This is a genomic window from Mannheimia indoligenes (assembly GCF_036880405.1).
Taxonomy (GTDB): Bacteria; Pseudomonadota; Gammaproteobacteria; order Enterobacterales; family Pasteurellaceae; genus Mannheimia; species Mannheimia indoligenes.
Genome location: NZ_JBAJJM010000007.1, coordinates 156,882 through 175,597, shown reverse-complemented (window position 1 = coordinate 175,597; position 18,716 = coordinate 156,882). Strand labels below are relative to the sequence as shown.

At 39.4% G+C, this 18,716-nt stretch carries 15 protein-coding genes; 12 read left to right on the top strand and 3 right to left on the bottom strand.

Annotation, left to right across the window (positions count from 1 at the left end; translation table 11 throughout):
* Positions 1-85: 85 nt before the first annotated feature.
* Both paeA and V6W77_RS05925 read right to left on the bottom strand, forming a co-directional pair.
* Positions 86-1,378 (bottom strand): polyamine export protein PaeA, encoded by a 1,293-nt coding sequence (paeA, locus tag V6W77_RS05930; protein WP_025236160.1) that lies wholly within the window; start codon positions 1,376-1,378, stop codon positions 86-88.
* Between the two features lie 102 nt (positions 1,379-1,480).
* The gene (locus tag V6W77_RS05925; RefSeq protein WP_025236157.1) at positions 1,481-1,999 is read right to left on the bottom strand and encodes a single-stranded DNA-binding protein; all 519 of its coding nucleotides are present in this window, start codon (positions 1,997-1,999) and stop codon (positions 1,481-1,483) included.
* Positions 2,000-2,161: 162 nt separating this feature from the next.
* On the opposite strand from V6W77_RS05925, the gene uvrA reads away from it, so the two are divergent.
* Both uvrA and V6W77_RS05915 read left to right on the top strand, forming a co-directional pair.
* Entirely contained in the window at positions 2,162-4,990 is a 2,829-nt protein-coding gene (uvrA, locus tag V6W77_RS05920; RefSeq protein WP_334254082.1) for an excinuclease ABC subunit UvrA, read from the top strand.
* Between the two features lie 198 nt (positions 4,991-5,188).
* Positions 5,189-6,193 (top strand): virulence RhuM family protein, encoded by a 1,005-nt coding sequence (locus V6W77_RS05915; RefSeq protein ID WP_334254081.1) that lies wholly within the window; start codon positions 5,189-5,191, stop codon positions 6,191-6,193.
* Positions 6,194-6,270: 77 nt separating this feature from the next.
* On the opposite strand, the gene dauA is transcribed toward V6W77_RS05915, so the two are convergent.
* The gene (dauA, locus tag V6W77_RS05910) at positions 6,271-8,013 is read right to left on the bottom strand and encodes a C4-dicarboxylic acid transporter DauA (RefSeq protein ID WP_334254080.1); all 1,743 of its coding nucleotides are present in this window, start codon (positions 8,011-8,013) and stop codon (positions 6,271-6,273) included.
* Positions 8,014-8,249: 236 nt separating this feature from the next.
* Between dauA and V6W77_RS05905 the strand changes: the two genes are divergently transcribed.
* From V6W77_RS05905 to pyrD, 10 genes are all read left to right on the top strand, one after another.
* Positions 8,250-9,182 (top strand): ABC transporter permease, encoded by a 933-nt coding sequence (locus V6W77_RS05905; RefSeq protein ID WP_334254079.1) that lies wholly within the window; start codon positions 8,250-8,252, stop codon positions 9,180-9,182.
* A gap of 1 nt (position 9,183) precedes the next feature.
* Positions 9,184-9,981: an ABC transporter ATP-binding protein gene (locus V6W77_RS05900; RefSeq protein WP_334229103.1), complete on the top strand. Its 798-nt coding sequence runs from the start codon at positions 9,184-9,186 to the stop codon at positions 9,979-9,981.
* Positions 9,982-10,051: 70 nt separating this feature from the next.
* Entirely contained in the window at positions 10,052-11,974 is a 1,923-nt protein-coding gene (gene yoaA, locus V6W77_RS05895; protein ID WP_334247891.1) for a DNA repair helicase YoaA, read from the top strand.
* 77 nt (positions 11,975-12,051) lie between these two features.
* The gene (locus V6W77_RS05890) at positions 12,052-12,417 is read left to right on the top strand and encodes a CidA/LrgA family protein (RefSeq protein ID WP_025236150.1); all 366 of its coding nucleotides are present in this window, start codon (positions 12,052-12,054) and stop codon (positions 12,415-12,417) included.
* The gene (locus V6W77_RS05885) at positions 12,418-13,104 is read left to right on the top strand and encodes an LrgB family protein (RefSeq protein ID WP_025236149.1); all 687 of its coding nucleotides are present in this window, start codon (positions 12,418-12,420) and stop codon (positions 13,102-13,104) included. It abuts the gene before it with no gap.
* A 93-nt stretch (positions 13,105-13,197) separates the two neighbouring features.
* Positions 13,198-14,961, top strand: coding sequence for a lipid A ABC transporter ATP-binding protein/permease MsbA (gene msbA, locus V6W77_RS05880; RefSeq protein ID WP_334247890.1), 1,764 nt, complete (start codon positions 13,198-13,200; stop codon positions 14,959-14,961).
* A 93-nt stretch (positions 14,962-15,054) separates the two neighbouring features.
* Positions 15,055-15,687, top strand: a complete 633-nt coding sequence (lolB, locus tag V6W77_RS05875) for a lipoprotein insertase outer membrane protein LolB (protein ID WP_334234882.1) — start codon at positions 15,055-15,057, stop codon at positions 15,685-15,687.
* Positions 15,675-16,538: a 4-(cytidine 5'-diphospho)-2-C-methyl-D-erythritol kinase gene (gene ispE / locus V6W77_RS05870; RefSeq protein WP_334254078.1), complete on the top strand. Its 864-nt coding sequence runs from the start codon at positions 15,675-15,677 to the stop codon at positions 16,536-16,538. The genes lolB and ispE overlap by 13 nt, the downstream gene beginning before the upstream one ends.
* 15 nt (positions 16,539-16,553) lie before the next feature.
* Positions 16,554-17,504 carry a ribose-phosphate pyrophosphokinase gene (locus V6W77_RS05865; protein ID WP_025236145.1) on the top strand — a complete coding sequence of 317 codons (951 nt, stop codon included), beginning with the start codon at positions 16,554-16,556 and terminating at the stop codon, positions 17,502-17,504.
* 75 nt (positions 17,505-17,579) lie between these two features.
* Entirely contained in the window at positions 17,580-18,590 is a 1,011-nt protein-coding gene (gene pyrD, locus V6W77_RS05860) for a quinone-dependent dihydroorotate dehydrogenase (RefSeq protein WP_334236291.1), read from the top strand.
* Positions 18,591-18,716 lie beyond the last annotated feature (126 nt).

Below are 18,716 nucleotides of genomic sequence, written 5' to 3'. Positions count from 1 at the left end.
TTACAAGCGGTTGAATTTGACTAAAAATTTGCAAATTGCTTAAACTTAAGTATAGGGCGAGTTCTTGCACCCGCCCATTAATTCGCTATATCACATCATTTTGGATCGAAACCATCACTTGGTCGATTTTGAAGTTATCGGTATCAATAATTTCAAATTTATATTTATCCCATAACACAAAATCAGTTTTCTTTGGAATTTTGCGTAAAATATACATCATAAAGCCCGCAATAGTTTCGTAGTTCTCTGCATTCGGAAACTCGGCAATATCTAAAGCACGCATTACATCTTCTAGTGGTGTTGCTCCATCAATTAACCAAGAATGTTCATTACGCTGAACAATTTGCTCCTCTTCGTTAGAAACTAGCTCACCCATTACAATGCTCATCACATCATTTAGCGTAACAATACCCACTACTAACGCATATTCATTCACAATAACGGCGAAATCTTCACCGGTTGATTTAAAGAGTTCTAAAACTTCGTATAAAGAAAGCGTGTCCGGAATAAACAGTGATTTACGTAATACAGTTGAATCAGTTAGTTTTACCTGCTTCTCTTGTAGATAAAGCGTTAAAATATTATGGGTTTCAACATAGCCTAAAATTTTATCGATGGATTTATCACAAATTAATAGCTTAGAGTGAGAATTTGCTTTTACAGTTTCAAGCACTTGATCTCTATTGAAAGTTTGTTCCAAGAAAACAATATTTTCACGTGTTGTCATTGTGGAGGTAACAGTACGTTGTTGCATTTCAAAGATATTTTCAATCAAGTATTGCTCTTGTTCTTTTACAATACCGGCTTGAGCTCCGGCATCAACTATTGCGAAAATATCCTCAGAGGTCATATTATCTTCTCGAATAGTTGGTACTCTAAACAGTTTGAAAATCGCATTTGCAATAGTGTCAAACAACCAAACTAAAGGCTTAAATATAATGATTGAAACGGTCATTATCCCTATTGTTCGCAAGGCGATTTTTTCCGGATTTGCCATTGCTAGTCGTTTAGGAATAAGATCGGCAAATAAAATAAAAGCCACCGTTACAAAAATAAAAGCTAACCAAGAGCTTGCACTTTCAACCCATTCTGCTTGGCTATATTGAGAAAGGAGAGAATAGACAAAAGGATTAACAATGCTCTCGCCAATTACCCCGCCTAAAATCGCCACCATATTTAAGCCGATTTGCACAACTGTAATAAAACGCCCAGGCTGTTCCTGTAATTTCAACACTTGGCTTGCTTTTGTGTTTCCTTCATTTGCCAGTTGCTGAAGTTTAAGTTTTCTTGCACCAGCCAGCGAAATCTCGGCAGAAGAGATGATTGCACTTATGATAATAAGTGCAATCAAAATTAAAATTGCTTCAAATAAATTCATAATAGATGTTTAGATAAAAATAAAAAATCTGCACCTTAATCAGTTGGTTTTATTCAACTTTTGGTGTGCAGATCACATTTTGCTTATAAACTGATTGATGAATTAGAACGGAATATCATCATCAAAGTTATTCATTGCAGGCTCAGCTTGTGGAGCGGGTTTAGATTGCTGTGGTGCAGAGCTTGAAGTTTGGTTATAGCCATAATTGCTATTACCCTGATTATAGCTATTCCCCGCAGGTGCTGAATTACCCCAACCGCCTTGCTGAGCACCCATATCGTTACCTTGACGATTGCCTAGCATTTGTAATACATCACCTTGAATTTCGGTTGTATAGCGATCTTGCCCGTTTTGGTCTTGCCATTTACGAGTACGTAGGCGACCTTCCACATAAACTTGTGAACCTTTACGTAAATATTGACCACAAACTTCTGCTTGACGACGATAGAACACAATACGATGCCATTCTGTTACTTCACGACGTTCACCAGTGTTTTTATCTGTCCAGCTTTCTGATGTTGCAACACTAATATTTGCAACTGCTTCGCCGTTTGGCATTGTACGCATTTCCGGGTCGTTACCTAAGTTACCTACGATAATTACTTTGTTGATACCAGCCATAAAATCCTCTTTCTCTGCTTTTATACAAAATTGTGGAGTATTCTACCCGAAAATTAGCTTATTGAACACAGAAAAACTGATATTTTGTACAGTTTTATTAAAATATGCGATAATGCTCGAAAATTTAGAAAATAGTGCTGGACATAATTGGATATAGGAAATATGCAACATATTGATATTCGTGGAGCAAGAACCCACAACTTAAAAAACATCAATTTAATCTTACCGAGAGATAAATTTATTGTCATCACAGGGCTTTCCGGCTCAGGTAAATCTTCTTTAGCCTTTGATACTCTTTATGCAGAGGGGCAACGTCGTTATGTAGAATCGCTTTCTGCCTATGCTCGCCAATTCCTTTCTTTAATGGAAAAGCCCGATGTGGATCATATCGAAGGGCTTTCACCAGCAATTTCGATTGAGCAGAAATCAACTTCTCATAACCCACGTTCTACGGTAGGAACGGTAACGGAAATTCACGACTATTTGCGTTTATTATTTGCCCGAGTAGGTGAACCTCGCTGCCCTGATCACGATGTGCCATTAGCCGCTCAAACCATTTCACAAATGGTGGATAGAGTAATGGAAGAGCCTGAAGGAAAACGTTTGATGTTGCTTGCCCCGGTGGTGAAAGATCGCAAAGGCGAACACGTAAAATTATTGGAAAATTTGACCGCTAGTGGTTACTTAAGGGCAAGAATTGACGGTGAAATTTGTGATTTATCTGATCCTCCGGCGTTAGAGCTTCAGAAAAAGCATACTATTGAAGTAGTAGTGGATCGTTTTAAAGTACGAGCCGATCTGGCAACCCGTTTAGCAGAATCTTTTGAAACGGCATTAGATTTATCAGGCTCAACCGCCATTATTGCCGATATGGACGACCCAAATGCGGAAGAAATTGTCTTTTCATCAAGCTTTTCTTGTCCACATTGTGGCTATTCATTGCAAGAGTTAGAACCTCGCTTATTTTCATTTAATAACCCGGCTGGAGCTTGTCCAAGTTGTGATGGTTTAGGTGTTGAGCAATTTTTTGATGAAAAGAAAGTAGTGCAAAATTATGATGTTTCATTAGCTGCCGGGGCAATTAAAGGTTGGGATCGCCGTAGTTTTTACTATTTCGGATTACTTAAAGCGGTTGCAGAACATTACGGGTTTGATTTAGAAACGCCATTCGGACAGTTATCGAAAAAACACCAAAATCTTATTTTAAACGGCACAAAAGAAGAGATTGAGTTTGTTTATGTCAATGACAGAGGCGATAAAGTCAAGCGTAAACACGCGTTTGAAGGCGTGTTAAATAATATGGCTCGCCGTTATAAAGAAACAGAATCTAACTCTGTGCGAGATGAATTAGCGAAATATATCAACACCCGCCCTTGTGTGGAGTGTGAAGGATCTCGTTTGCGTCGTGAAGCTCGTTATGTTTTCCTGGATAAAACTAACTTACCGATGGTTTCAGAAAAAAGCATTGGCGAAGCGTTAGCTTTCTTTAAGGAGATCAAACTCTCCGGGCAAAAAGAGAAAATTGCGGAAAAAATCTTAAAAGAAATTCGTGAGCGTTTACAGTTTTTGGTGAACGTGGGCTTAAATTATCTCTCACTTTCTCGCTCGGCTGAAACCCTTTCAGGGGGGGAGGCTCAGCGTATCCGCCTTGCCAGTCAAATCGGTGCAGGATTAGTGGGCGTGATGTATGTATTAGATGAGCCTTCTATCGGCTTACACCAACGAGATAACGAACGCTTACTTAATACGCTTATCCATTTGCGTAACTTAGGCAACACCGTGATTGTGGTTGAGCACGATGAAGATGCAATTCGTGCGGCAGATCATATTGTTGATATCGGACCGGGTGCAGGGGTGCACGGAGGACAAGTTATTGCACAAGGCACAGCTGAAGAAATTATGCAAATTGACGAATCCATTACTGGGCAATTCCTTTCAGGTAAGCAGAAAATTGAAATTCCATCAAAAAGAGTACCCTATGACGGTTCAAAACTACTCACTTTATCAGGGGCAAGTGGTAATAATTTGAAGAAAGTGAAGTTAGAAATTCCAGTGGGTCTATTTACTTGTATCACGGGGGTATCTGGGTCGGGTAAATCGACGTTGATTAACGACACCTTATTCCCTCTGGCACAAAATGCGTTAAACCGTGCAGAAAATAGTGATGTTGCCCCTTATGAATCTATTGATGGTTTAGCTCATTTTGATAAAGTAATCGATATCGATCAAAGCCCGATCGGACGAACCCCTCGCTCAAATCCAGCCACTTACACTGGGCTATTTACCCCAATTCGTGAGTTATTTGCAGGTACGCAAGAGGCACGGGCAAGAGGTTATAATGTCGGGCGTTTTAGTTTCAATGTGCGTGGTGGTCGCTGTGAAGCCTGTCAAGGTGATGGTGTGATTAAGGTGGAAATGCACTTCTTGCCTGATGTGTATGTGCCGTGCGATCACTGTAAAGGTAAACGCTATAACCGTGAAACACTGGAAATCCGCTATAAAGGAAAAACCATTCACCAAGTACTGGATATGACAGTGGAAGAGGCAAGAGAGTTTTTTGCTCCCGTACCGATGATTGCCCGTAAGCTACAAACTTTGATGGACGTGGGGCTATCCTATATTCGACTCGGGCAATCCTCCACCACACTTTCAGGCGGTGAGGCTCAACGGGTGAAATTAGCCACCGAGCTTTCCAAACGAGACACTGGCAAAACGCTCTACATTTTAGACGAACCGACTACAGGCTTACATTTTGCCGATATTAAACAACTACTTGGCGTGTTACATCGCTTGCGTGATCAGGGTAATACCATTGTGGTGATCGAACACAATTTAGATGTGATTAAAACCGCAGATTGGATTGTTGATCTCGGTCCTGAAGGCGGCAGTGGTGGCGGTGAGATTATTGCTACAGGTACACCGGAACAAGTCGCTAAAGACAAATGCTCTCACACCGCAAGATTTCTAAAAGAGATCTTAGCGAAAGGCTAATTCAAATAAAGATTACAAGCGGTCATATTTCTCCAATATTTTGCAAATGCAAAAAATTTTCAAAATATTGGAGAAATATGACCGCTTGTTATTGATATCATCTATAAATTTTGTGAACTGCGTCGAAAATTTTAACGTTTCTGTTAGACAAGAACATACTAAACAGTAGAATTCACGTAAGTTTTATGAGGAAAAATAATGACTAAACTTATCCGTAATAGTACCGCTGAGTTTTTGATTTTTACCAATCAAACTGGCGAGCAAAATATAGAAGTTCGATATGAAGATAATGAGATCTGGCTCACTCAAAAGCGTATAGCTGAATTATTCGAGGTCTCAGTACCAACTATTAATGAACATTTAAAGCATATTTTTGAGAGTGAGGAACTCAATGAACTTTCAGTTATTCGGAAATTCCGAATAACTGCCTCAGATGGTAAAAATTACAATACTAAGCATTACAATCTTGATGCAGTAATCTCTGTTGGTTATCGGGTTAATTCTATTCGTGCGATACAATTCCGCCAATGGGCAACTCAAATTTTGCGAGAGTTTTCGCAAAAAGGATATGTGTTAGATCGAGAGAGAATGGAAAATGGGACTTTTTTAGGAGAGGATTATTTTGAACGATTATTAGAAGAAATTCGGGAAATTCGTCTTTCTGAACGCCGTTTTTATCAGAAAATTACTGATATTTATGCAACATCGGTAGATTACAATAAAAATGCTCCCACAACAAAATCCTTTTTTGCAACGGTGCAAAACAAGTTGCACTATGCCATTCATCAGCATACAGCTGCCGAATTAATTATGGAACGAGCGGATAGTCTCAAACCTAATATGGGATTAACTACTTGGGCGAAATCGCCTGAAGGTAAAATTTTAAAAAGCGATGTTTCTATAGCCAAAAATTATTTGAATAATGATGAGTTAAAAGATTTAGGTTCGATTGTGAACGCATTTTTGGATTTGGCAGAGCGTAGAGCAAGGCGTCAAATTCCAATGACAATGGAAGATTGGGCAAAACGATTAGATATATTTTTAAACGCAGATGATTTACCTCTATTAGATGGTAAAGGAAAAATTAGTTTTGATGAGGCAAAGCTATATGCTGAAACAGAGTTTGAGAAATATCGCGTAATCCAAGATAAAACCTTTGAGAGCGATTTTGATAAACTTATCAAAGAAAAATTAAGTAAGTAGAAATCAAGCGGTCATATTTTGAAAATTTTTTGCATTTGCAAAATGTTGGAAAAATATGACCGCTTGTGTTTTACTATTTAACTTTGTGTTAATTCTGTTCTAACCTTCTCAAAAGCCGTTTCTAAATCACTGCTAAAATGAATCTGTTGAATTTCATTTACCGTTTTTTGTGATCGAACTAGCATTCTCATCGGTTGAAATTGTACATTACAGAGATGTAAATTTTGATGTGGCAACATATGTTGAACAAAACGGGTTAAAGCGTGAATGCCTCCAGTGTCAAGCACAGTTACCGCATCGCATTGTAAAATAATATGTTTGATTTCACGATCAGTGTGTACTGTTTTATCGTGTAAATCAGCGAAGAGATTATCTGCTGCGGCAAAAAAGAGTGGACCACTAATGCGGTAAACTAGCACATCTTCTAAATCACTTGGGTGAGCTATCTCAAAAGATTTTGTCATTTCCGCAATAGTACGAATAAAGAGCAGACTTGCCAGTAATACGCCTACAGTGATCGCAATTACCATATCAAACAGTACGGTTAAGGTAATACAAGTGAGTAGTACCGCAATTTCATTTTTACCTGAACGGCGACTTAATTGAATGATTTGTGGTAGATCCGCCATATTCCAAGCCACAACAAGCAATAATGCTGCCATTGAGGAAAGGGGTAAATAAGAGAGGGCTTTAGCGAAAAAGAGCAAGGCAAAAAGCACGAGTAAGGCGTGAATTACGCTAGAGATAGGTGATACGGCACCAGAACGCACATTGGCTGCTGAGCGGGCAATTGCCGCAGTTGCTGTAATTCCTCCTAAAAATGGCGAGGCAATGTTACCTAACCCTTGTGCTAATAACTCATTGTTGGAATGGTGTTTGGTATCTGTCATATTATCGCAAACAACTGCACATAATAGCGACTCTATCGCTCCAAGCATAGCCATAGAAAAAGCAGCTGGAAGTAGAGCTTGAATAGTAGTTAAGTTCCAATTAATAAGATTACCTTCAGAGTTAGGAATATTCCAAGGTAGGATAAATTCCGGTAAAACGCTTGGAATACCATAGCCCATCGTACCGTCTGGTAGCGTATATTGGAATGCAGAGCCAATGGTAGCAACGTTTTGCCCAAAATGGATGAGGAGTAGCGATAATAATGTACCGATGAATACAGCCGGCAGGTGCCCTGGAATGGGTAAACGTAATTTATGCCAACGAGTTAAAACTAACAGAGTAACTATGCCAACTAAAGTATCAGCCCAATTGATAGTTGGAAGAGCTGAGAAAATGGTTTCAATTTTACCGAGATAATGCTCTGGCATTTTCTCAATCGTTAAGCCTAAGAAATCTTTAATTTGCAGTGTGGCGATCACAATACCGATCCCACAGGTAAAACCAAGCGTTACGGGCAATGGAATGTATTCAATTAAACGACCTAGTCGTAGTAACGCCATTAATACTAAGATGACACCTGAAAGCATTGTAGCCATCAATAATCCGCTCAATCCAAATTGTTGCGTTACGGGGTATAAAATCACGACAAAAGCAGCTGTTGGACCTGAAATATTAAAGCGAGAGCCACCTGTTAAAGCGATCACAATACCCGCTACAATTGCCGTATATAAACCGTGCTGGGGTGGTACGCCACTAGCAATGGCTAATGCCATAGAAAGCGGAATGGCAATAACACCAACAGTTAAGCCGGAGATAATATCTCGCACGAGATGTTTTTGAGTATAACCTGCTTTGAAAGCATCTTTTAACGCACTAAAAGGTTTGACCGCGAGAAAGGTATTTTTTGCTAAAAACCATTTATTTAACATAGTTCACCTAATACAACAAAATTTTCTGTATATTTTACACCTCTCTCATAAATGAATTTTGAGATAACTCAATAAAAGAGAGAATTCTGAGCGATAACAAGCGGTTCATTTTGATTGAAAATTTGCAAAAGCAAATAATTAGCTGATTTTCTCTTAAAAATAGCGTAGAATGCCTCCAAAATCTGTACTACTATAGTAGTGCATTTCTCGAGCAATTAATCATAATAACATTACAGATGGACGCTATTATTCATTTTTTAAGTTCCTTTTTAACTAATATCACTTGGATTGGTGCGTTAGAACTTGGTTTAATTTATGCCCTTGTCGCACTAGGTGTATTAATTTCCTACAAAATTCTTGATTTTCCTGATTTAACCGCAGACGGAAGTTTCCCTTTAGGTGGGGCGGTGTGTGTGATTAGCATTTTAAATCAAGTAGATCCTTGGCTGGCAACACTGTATGGCACTTTAGCAGGGGCAATTGCCGGTATTATTACGGCAAGTCTGCATATCGGTTTTAAAATTGAGAAATTGCTTGCCAGTATCTTGATGATGATCGCCCTTTATTCGATTAATTTACGCATTATGGGAATGCCGAACATTGCAATTCTTGGCGAAACGACAATTTATGATGTAATGCCAATCGAAAGTGATCTGCAATTAGCTTTAGTTCGCCTTGTAATGGCATTGCTGGTAGTTGTGATTGTGAAATGTTTGTTTGACCTTTTCTTCGCTACCCAAATCGGTTTAGCGGTGCGAGCCACCGGTACAAACAATCGTATGGCAAAAGCACAGGGCATTGCGGTAAACAAAATGACGATTTTAGGAATGGCGATTTCTAATGCATTAATAGCGTTGGGCGGTGCGTTATATGTGCAAAGCAATGGTGGGGTGGATATTTCTATCGGCGTGGGAACAATTGTGATCGGCTTGGCTGCCGTGATTATCGGTGAGGCTATTTTTTCGGTAAAACGGATTATTTGGCTCACTTTTGCCGTGATTATTGGTTCGGTACTTTACCGTTTCTTTATCGCTCTTGCGTTAAATAATGATACTTTAAACGGCATTGGTTTTGGTCCGCAAGATCTTAACTTAATTACGGCATTATTAGTTGTGATTGTGTTGGCTGTACCAAGAATTAAGCAAAAATTGGCAGGGAAGAGAGGTTAAGATGATCGAATTAAATAACTTATTCATTACCTTCAATAAAGGTACGGCTATTGAAAACCCAGTATTAAGAGGCTTATCGCTTAAAGTAGAACAAGGCGAATTTGTGTCTGTGATTGGCAGTAACGGTGCAGGCAAATCGACAATGCTTAATGCGATTAGTGGTGATTGTTTCGTTGATAGTGGCGAGATTATTATTCAAGGCAATAAAGTCAATAACACCACAACGTGGCAGAGAGCAAATCAAGTTGCTCGAGTATTCCAAGACCCAATGGCTGGCACTTGTGAAAGTTTAACCATTGAAGAAAATATGGCGTTGGCGTATCAGCGTGGTAGCAAGCGAGGCTTGGGCTTTGCGATTAAACGCCAAATGAGAGAGCTATTCAGAGACAAACTTTCGCTGCTTGGTTTAGGTTTGGAAAATCGTCTCACCGACCAAATGGGAAGATTATCGGGTGGACAACGCCAAGCGGTTAGCCTTTTAATGGCATCGCTTCAGCCTTCTAATATTTTATTACTCGATGAACACACCGCAGCTCTTGACCCTAAAACCACTGATTTTGTGATGGAACTAACGAATAAAATTGTTCGAGAGCAAAAATTAACTACGCTAATGGTAACGCACTCAATGCGACAAGCGTTAGATTACGGTGATAGAACTGTAATGCTTCATCAAGGGCAAGTGGCTTTTGATGTTTCGGGCGAACAACGTAAGCAAATGGACGTGCCGGATTTACTACGACTATTCCAACAAAATCGCCACGAACAACTTAGCGATGATGGATTACTGTTAGGAAATTAAATAAATTACTATTCTACAAGCGGTTGTTTTTGTAAAATATTTTGCAAATTCAACCGCTTACTTATTTTCAATGACAAAATACGACGATAAAATTCTCCACGCCTTTAGTGATGATGGCTTACTTAGCCAAAATATCAACGGCTTTCGCCCTCGCAAAGCACAGCTTGAAATGGCACAAGCGGTCGGAAAAGCGGTAAAATTTGCAACACCTGTGGTAGTGGAAGCGGGAACAGGAACGGGTAAAACCTTTGCTTATTTAGTGCCTGCACTGCTTTCAGGTAAGAAAACCATTGTTTCTACAGGCTCAAAAAATCTACAAGATCAACTATTTAACCGAGATCTTCCCACCATTCAAAAAGCCCTTAAATATAAAGGTAAAGTTGCTTTACTTAAAGGCAGGGCAAACTATCTCTGTTTAGAACGCTTAGAGCAAGTTACCGCAATGGGGGTATTAGGCGATAAGTCGGTGTTGGCGGATTTGAAAAAAGTCAGCAAATGGCAAAATTCCTCCAAAACAGGGGATTTGAGCGAATGTATTACCATTGCCGAAGATAGCCCGATTTTACCTCAGTTAGTGAGTACAACGGAGAGTTGTTTAGGCTCGGATTGCCCGCATTTTAAAGATTGCTATGTGGTGCAGGCTCGCCGTAAAGCGATGGATGCGGATGTGGTTGTGGTCAATCATCACCTATTTTGTGCGGATATGGCAGTAAAAGAAACCGGGTTTGGGGAGCTGATCCCTGAGGCAGAATTGGTGATCTTCGACGAAGCCCACCAACTGCCGGACATCGCCAGTCAATACTTTGGGCAATCTCTCTCTTCTCGCCAATTATTTGATATTTGTAAAGACACTAACATAGTGTACCGTACGGAATTAAAAGATGTGGCACAGTTGGGGAAAGCCTCCGATCATCTGATGAAAGTTGTGCAAGATTTCCGTTTATTAATGGGCGGAGAAGGTCAGATTAGAGGCAATTTGCGAGATCTGTTTCGGGATAAAAAAGTGGTTGATGGATTGGTAAAAGTTGCCGAAAACATCGATTTTTTAAGTGAGGTTGTTAAGAAATCACTGGGGCGTTCAGAAACTTTAGACAAAATTTTTGAGCGATTGGCGGAAGTGAAAGTTCGTCTTAAAAAATTGATGGACACAACAGTAACAGGCTATTGCTATTGGTATGAAGCAAATGGGCGTTCTTTTGGTTTGCATATCACGCCACTGACGGTGGCGGATAAGTTTGGCGAGCAATTGAAAAATCAGCAAATTGGTTGGGTGTTTACCTCCGCAACCCTTGAAGTAGGTGGTACGTTTGACCATTTCTGCCAACGATTAGGCATTGAAAATGCGGAACAGTTGGTATTACAAAGTCCTTTTGATTACCAAAATCAGTCGTTACTTTGTGTACCTCGTTATTTACCTGATACTAATAAAGCTCATACCCTAACTGCATTAGGGCAGCTATTAAAACCGGTGATTGAAGCGAACAAAGGGCGTTGCTTTTTGCTTTGTACTTCCTATTATATGATGCGAGGTTTGGCGGATTTTTTAAGAGAACATAGTTCGCTTAATGTGCTGCTACAAGGGGAAACCGGCAAAAGTCGTTTGTTGGAACAATTTGTGAAAGAAGAAAACTCAGTGCTGGTGGCAACCCAAAGTTTCTGGGAGGGGATTGATGTGCGAGGTGATGATCTTTCTCTTGTGATTATTGATAAATTGCCGTTTACTTCGCCTGATGAACCTTTACTCAAAGCCCGAATGGAAGACTGCAAATTACAAGGGGGCGATCCTTTCAATGATATTCAAATTCCGGAAGCAGTGATTACACTTAAACAAGGTGTTGGGCGTTTAATTCGAGATGTAACAGACAGAGGGGTGGTAATCATCTGCGATTCTCGTCTGGTAATGCGTAATTATGGGCAAACGTTTTTGAAAAGTTTACCGCCCTCAAAAAGAACAAGAGATTTGGAGTCGGTTATTCAATTTCTAAAAGTATAATATAATATGCAAGCGGTCGAATTCTTACAAAGTTTTGCAAATTATGGATAAAAAAGTACCGCTTGTTTGGAGGTTATATGTTATCAAAAGTGTTTAAGATTTTAGCATCGTTAGCATTGCTATTTGTAATGCTATATTTAGGCAAGCTCATTGCCTTTCTTTTCCCCATAGGCATTCCGGACAGTATTTTAGGTATGCTAATTTTATTTGGTTGTTTGGTAATAGGGATTGTTAAGGTAGAATGGGTTATGCCAAGTGCTAGACCGCTAACTCGCTATATGACTTTATTTTTCTTGCCGATTTGTGCTGAATTAATTGAACATTTGGATCTGTTTAGTGAGAATTTTAACACTTTTGTCTTATCTACCGCGTTAAGTTCTTTAGTTTCTATTGTGATTATCGGATTATTTGCTCAATGGCTATTTCATCGAGGTAGAAACTAAATGATTTATCTCTATTCTATTTTGACATTGGTGATTTTTATCGTTGGGATAAAAATCAGTCAAAAACTTGCTATCAATCTGCTTAATCCATTCTTGATTGCTCTGACATTAATTATTGGCGTTATTGTCATTTTTAATATTCCTTATCACGACTATTACAAAGGCAATGCACCTTTGAATAATTTACTGGGTGTTTCAGTAGTTGCACTTGCTTGCCCGTTTTATGAACAGTTACCTCAGATCCGTAAAAAATGGCGGCAAATTATGGTTGTTTTACTGTTTAGTACGCTTGTTACGATGCTGACCGGTGTTGGGTTTGCCCTACTGTTTGGTGCGAGTCAAGATATTTTGGCTGCGGTGTTACCTAAATCAGTTTCAATGCCAATGGCGATCATCATCACTAATGAAATTGATGGTAATGTGGGTATTGCGGCGGTTGGGGTGATGATCGCAGGCTTAGTGGGTTCTATTTTAGGTTTTATGTTGTTACGTTTTATCAAAGTACGAAATATTATGGCAATAGGATTAAGTATGGGGGCAGCCTCGCACGCATTAGGCACAGGTCGGTGCTTAGAACATAGTATGAAAGCAGGGAGTTATAGCTCTATCGCATTAGTTGCTTGTGGGGTACTATCTTCTATTTTAGCCCCTCTAGTATTTAAAATGGCGGTAATGTTTTTCTACTAAGATAGATTATATATTAGGCAGAATAGCGTTTAATTTGGTTAGTATCTGAAATCAAGGTACAATAGCCCGATTTTTCAATAAAAAGAAAGAATTATGCAAGAACAAGTTAATTTAGAAAAAGATCTTTCCACGTTTAAAACCTTTAAACGTTTATGGCCGACAATTAGCCCTTTTAGAGCAGGCTTGATCGCGGGTGCTATTGCTTTAGTGCTAAATGCCTTAGTAGACTCGGGGTTAATTTATTTGCTTAAACCACTTTTAGATGAAGGTTTTGGCCAGGCAAATCACGGTTTTCTTAAATTAATGGCAATCCTTGTTGTGGTATTTATTTTAGTTCGGGGAATTACCAATTATATTGCCAGTTACTGTTTAGCGTGGGTTTCGGGTAAAGTGGTAATGAACTTACGCCGTCAAATTTTCCAACATTTAATGTATATGCCCGTTAGTTATTTTGATAATAACCCGACCGGGCGTTTGCTTTCACGTGTAACGTACGATACCGAAATGGTGGCAAGTTCAGCTTCTCATTCGTTAGTTACCATTGTGCGTGAAGGGGCGTATTTGATCTCTCTATTTGTAGTGATGATCTATACCAGTTGGCAACTCTCAATTGTGCTATTTATTATGGCTCCGATTATTGGTGTGCTGATTGGATTCGTTTCAAAATATTTTCGTAAATTAAGCCGTAACATTCAAAACTCAATGGGCGAGCTGACAATCACCACCGAACAAATGTTAAAAGGGCATAAAGAGGTACTTTCCTTTGGCGGACATAAAGTAGAAAAAGATCGTTTTGAGCGTGTAAGTAATGATATGCGTCGTAAGGGAATGAAAGTTGTTTCTGCTGATGGAATTTCTGATGGTGTGGTGCAGCTTATAGCTTCTTTTGCATTATCTGCCGTACTTTATGTAGCAACTTTCCCTGAAGTGATGAGCGAAAATCTTACCGCAGGTTCATTTACGGTTGTGTTTTCGTCTATGATGGCAATGCTACGCCCATTAAAATCATTAACTAATGTAAACTCGCAATTCCAACGTGGTATGGCTGCTTGCCAAACATTATTTGAGTTTTTAGATTTAAAAACCGAGAAAGATAACGGTTCTGTTCGAGTAGAAAAAGCAGAAGGTAATGTTGAATTTAAAGATGTCAGTTTTACTTATGTGGGTAAAGATGAAAAAGCATTAAACAACATTTCGTTTGAGATTCCTAAAGGCAAAACTGTGGCATTGGTGGGGCGTTCTGGTTCGGGTAAATCAACCATCGCCAATTTGCTCACTCGTTTTTATGATATTGATGATGGTGAAATTTTGTTAGACGGCATTAATATTCAAGATTACACCTTAAAGAACTTACGTGAACAATGCTCTGTAGTTTCACAGCAAGTTCACTTATTTAACGATACAATTGCCAATAACATTGCTTATGCGGCAACCGATAAATATAGCCGAGAAGAAATCATTGCTGCGGCAAAAGCCGCTCACGCAATGGAATTTATTGAAAAACTTGATAATGGTTTAGATACCATAATTGGTGAAAACGGAGCAAGCCTATCGGGTGGGCAACGCCAACGTTTAGCGATCGCCCGTGCCTTACTCAGAAATTCGCCTGTACTTGTACTTGATGAGGCTACGTCTGCTCTTGATACTGAATCCGAAAGAGCCATTCAGTCGGCACTAGAAGTATTGCAAAAAGATCGTACCGTGCTTGTCATTGCTCATCGCTTATCAACCATTGAAAAAGCCGATGAAATTTTGGTGGTCGATCACGGAAATATCATTGAGCGAGGAAATCATACAGAACTTCTTGCTCAAGGTGGGGCTTATAAACAACTCCATAGCCTACAATTTGGGGCATAACAAGCGGTTGATTTTGACCAAAGATTTGCAAAATCATTCCAATAGTATTTGTGGAGCGAAACATTTTTCGTCCTATAGTATATAGAGAATATTATGAAAAAACTGACAACACTTTTATCCCTTACTACCTTGCTGGTTTTAACAGGCTGTAACTCAGTATTAAATGCACCTACCGAAGTACAAAAACCAACGGTAGAAATTCCGCACAACGATCCCCAATGGCAGCAACATTTAGTTCAATTAGCCAAAATTCAGAGTTATAAGGCAGCAGGGCAATTTGGTTATATTTCACCGGAAGAGCGTTTTTCTTCTCATTTCAATTGGCAATACAATACGCCAACTCAATTTGGCTTAGAACTTTCTTCTAACCTTTCGACGAAATCCCTCAAATTAGAGCGTAATAAACGAGGCTTAACCGTTTCAGATAGCGAAGGTAATAGCCGTTCAGATCGTGATATTGATGCCCTAATGCAAGAGATTATCGGTGTGTCGTTCCCAATCGACCAATTTGCCTATTGGGTAAAAGGTCAGCCTGAAAAAGAAGGGAATTATATTGTGAATGAAAAACGTCAGCTTTCACAATTTAGTTATCCGCTGAATGGCACGATTTGGAAAGCAAGTTATGTGGAATATCACGAAGATCGTGTACCGAATTTGCCAAAATTAATTGTGCTTGAAAACGGTACGCAGACGTTAAAAATCCGCATTGAAAGATGGACTTATTAATGGAAAAAGTGATTTTACCCAGTCCGGCTAAATTGAACCTGTTTTTGTATATTACCAATAAACGGGCAGATGGCTATCACGAGTTGCAAACGCTATTTCAATTTTTAGACTTTGGCGATGAAATTGAGATTGAAATCACCAATAACCCTGAAATTGAGCTAATAAATCAAGTTGAAGGTGTGGCGGTTGGAGATAACTTAATTTACCGAGCTGCAAAACTTTTGCAAAAAACGACCGCTTGCAACAAAGGGGCGAAAATTGGCATTACTAAAAATTTGCCGATGGGTGGCGGTGTGGGTGGTGGTTCATCAAATGCTGCTACAGTGTTGGTAGGCTTAAATCATTTATGGCAAACAGAGCTTTCACTTGAGCAGTTGGCGGAATTAGGGCTAAGTTTAGGGGCTGATGTACCGATCTTTGTCAGAGGTATTGCTGCTTTTGCCGAAGGGGTTGGAGAAGTTTTAACGCCTTGTGAGCCGGAAGAAAAATGGTATGTGGTATTAAAGCCTGAAGTTTCCATTTCAACGGCAGTGGTTTTTAACGCTCCAAACTTACCTAGAAATACGCCAAAACGCACTTTATCAGAATTATTATCTTCAAAATGGGCAAACGATTGCGAAAAAGTTGTGCGAGAAAGGTATTCTGCGGTTGAAGATCTTATGCAAGAATTGTTACAATATGCACCGTTTAGGCTGACAGGCACTGGTGCTTGTATTTTCGCCGAATTTGATACAAAAGCAGAAGCCGAGCAGGTTTTTGCACATAAGCCGGAAGAGACAGTTGGCTTTGTGGCGAGAGGACAAAATATTTCGCCATTACATCAAAAATTACTCCAAACTAACCACCAATAACCAAAGGATCACTCAATGACAGATATTAAACTGTTTGCGGGCAACGCAACGCCGGAACTCGCTAATCGTATTGCAAAACATCTTTATACCTCGTTAGGTAATGCAACTGTTGGTCGTTTTAGCGATGGTGAAATTCAAGTGCAAATCAATGAAAATGTGCGTGGAGGCGATATTTTCATTGTACAATCAACTTGTGCACCAACCAATGATAATCTTATGGAATTGATTGTGATGGTGGACGCTCTACGTCGTGCTTCTGCCGGTCGTATTACAGCAGTTATCCCATACTTTGGCTATGCTCGCCAAGATAGACGTGTGCGTTCAGCTCGTGTACCTATTACAGCAAAAGTGGTAGCAGACTTCTTATCAAGCGTGGGTGTTGATAGAGTATTAACTTGTGATTTACACGCAGAGCAAATTCAAGGATTCTTCGATGTGCCGGTGGATAACGTATTTGGCTCACCGGTGTTAATCGAAGATATTTTGAAGAAAACCGATTTAGTGAACCCGATTGTGGTTTCTCCGGATATCGGTGGAGTAGTGCGTGCAAGAGCGGTAGCTAAATTGCTTAATGATACGGATATGGCAATTATTGATAAACGTCGCCCGAAAGCGAATGTATCTCAAGTAATGCACATTATTGGTGATGTGGCTGAGCGTGATTGTATCTTAGTTGATGATATGATCGATACTGGTGGCACATTAGCTAAAGCAGCTGAAGCATTAAAAGAGCGTGGAGCTCGTCGTGTATTTGCTTATGCAACGCACGCGGTATTCTCGGGTTCTGCGGCTCAAAACTTAGCAAACCCGGCATTAGATGAAATTGTGGTAACAGATACAATTCCGTTAAGCAATGAAATCAAAGCTCTTAACAAAGTACGAGTTTTAACTTTATCAGGAATGCTTGCCGAAGCAATCCGCCGTATCAGCAATGAAGAGTCTATCTCTGCAATGTTTGATGCTTAATGATTTTATTACCCGAATGCCCAATCCTATGATTGGGTTTTTTTATAACTGTTTATAATTAGGGAAAATATCTGTATGTATTCTCTTATTCGTCAATTTTTATTTTTGCTTGATGCTGAAAATGCACATCAATTTTCTATTCAAGCATTAGGATTAGTAGGAAAGCTACCTTTTTCGCCCTTCGCCATACCCTCTAACCCAACAACAGTAATGGGACTACATTTTAAAAATCCGATTGGTTTAGCGGCAGGAGCAGATAAAAATGGTGAAGCCATTGATGGCTTTGGTAAATTAGGGTTTGGCTTTATTGAGGTGGGGACTGTTACGCCTGTTGCACAAGACGGAAACCCTAAACCAAGGCAGTTTCGAGTGTTGGAAGCTGAAGGCATTATTAACCGTAACGGCTTTAATAACAAAGGGGTAGATGCTTTAATTGAAAATGTGAAAAAAGCAAAATATGACGGCATTCTAGGAATTAATATCGGTAAAAATGCGATCACGCCGATTGAGCGTAGCTTAGATGATTATTTGATTTGCTTACGCAAAGTGTATGAATATGCGGATTATGTAACGGTTAATATCTCATCGCCAAACACTAAAAATTTGCGTAGTTTGCAATATGGCGAAGCCTTAGATGATTTACTGTATAACCTTAAGCAAGAACAAGTATTACTTTCGCAAAAAATTGGTAAATATCGACCGCTTGTATTAAAAATTGCTCCTGATTTAACCGATGAAGAAATTGCGTCTGTTGCAGATAGTCTAGTTCGACATCAAATTGATGGCGTAATTGCAGGTAATACCACGCTTTCTCGTGAAAGTGTGGTTGGTCTAACGCACTCTGAGCAGCAAGGTGGATTAAGTGGTAAGCCACTGCATCAATTAAGTACTAAATTGATTGCAAGATTATCTACAGAATTAAACGGGCGTGTACCTATCATTGGAAGCGGAGGCATTCATTCACTAGAAAGTGGGCAGGAGAAAATTGATGCCGGTGCGAGTTTACTTCAAGTTTACTCTGCGATGATTTATCAAGGTCCATCACTTATTCAAGAGGTTGCTAAGGTTCGCTTAAAGCAAAAATAGAATGTGATGTTACTTTATTTTCATAAATGGAGAAGAAAGCCTTCCCCTTGAAAATTAGACAAAACCAGCGATTTTTGCTATCTTGCACTACAAATTTATCTACAAAATTTAAACAAATTTTATAAT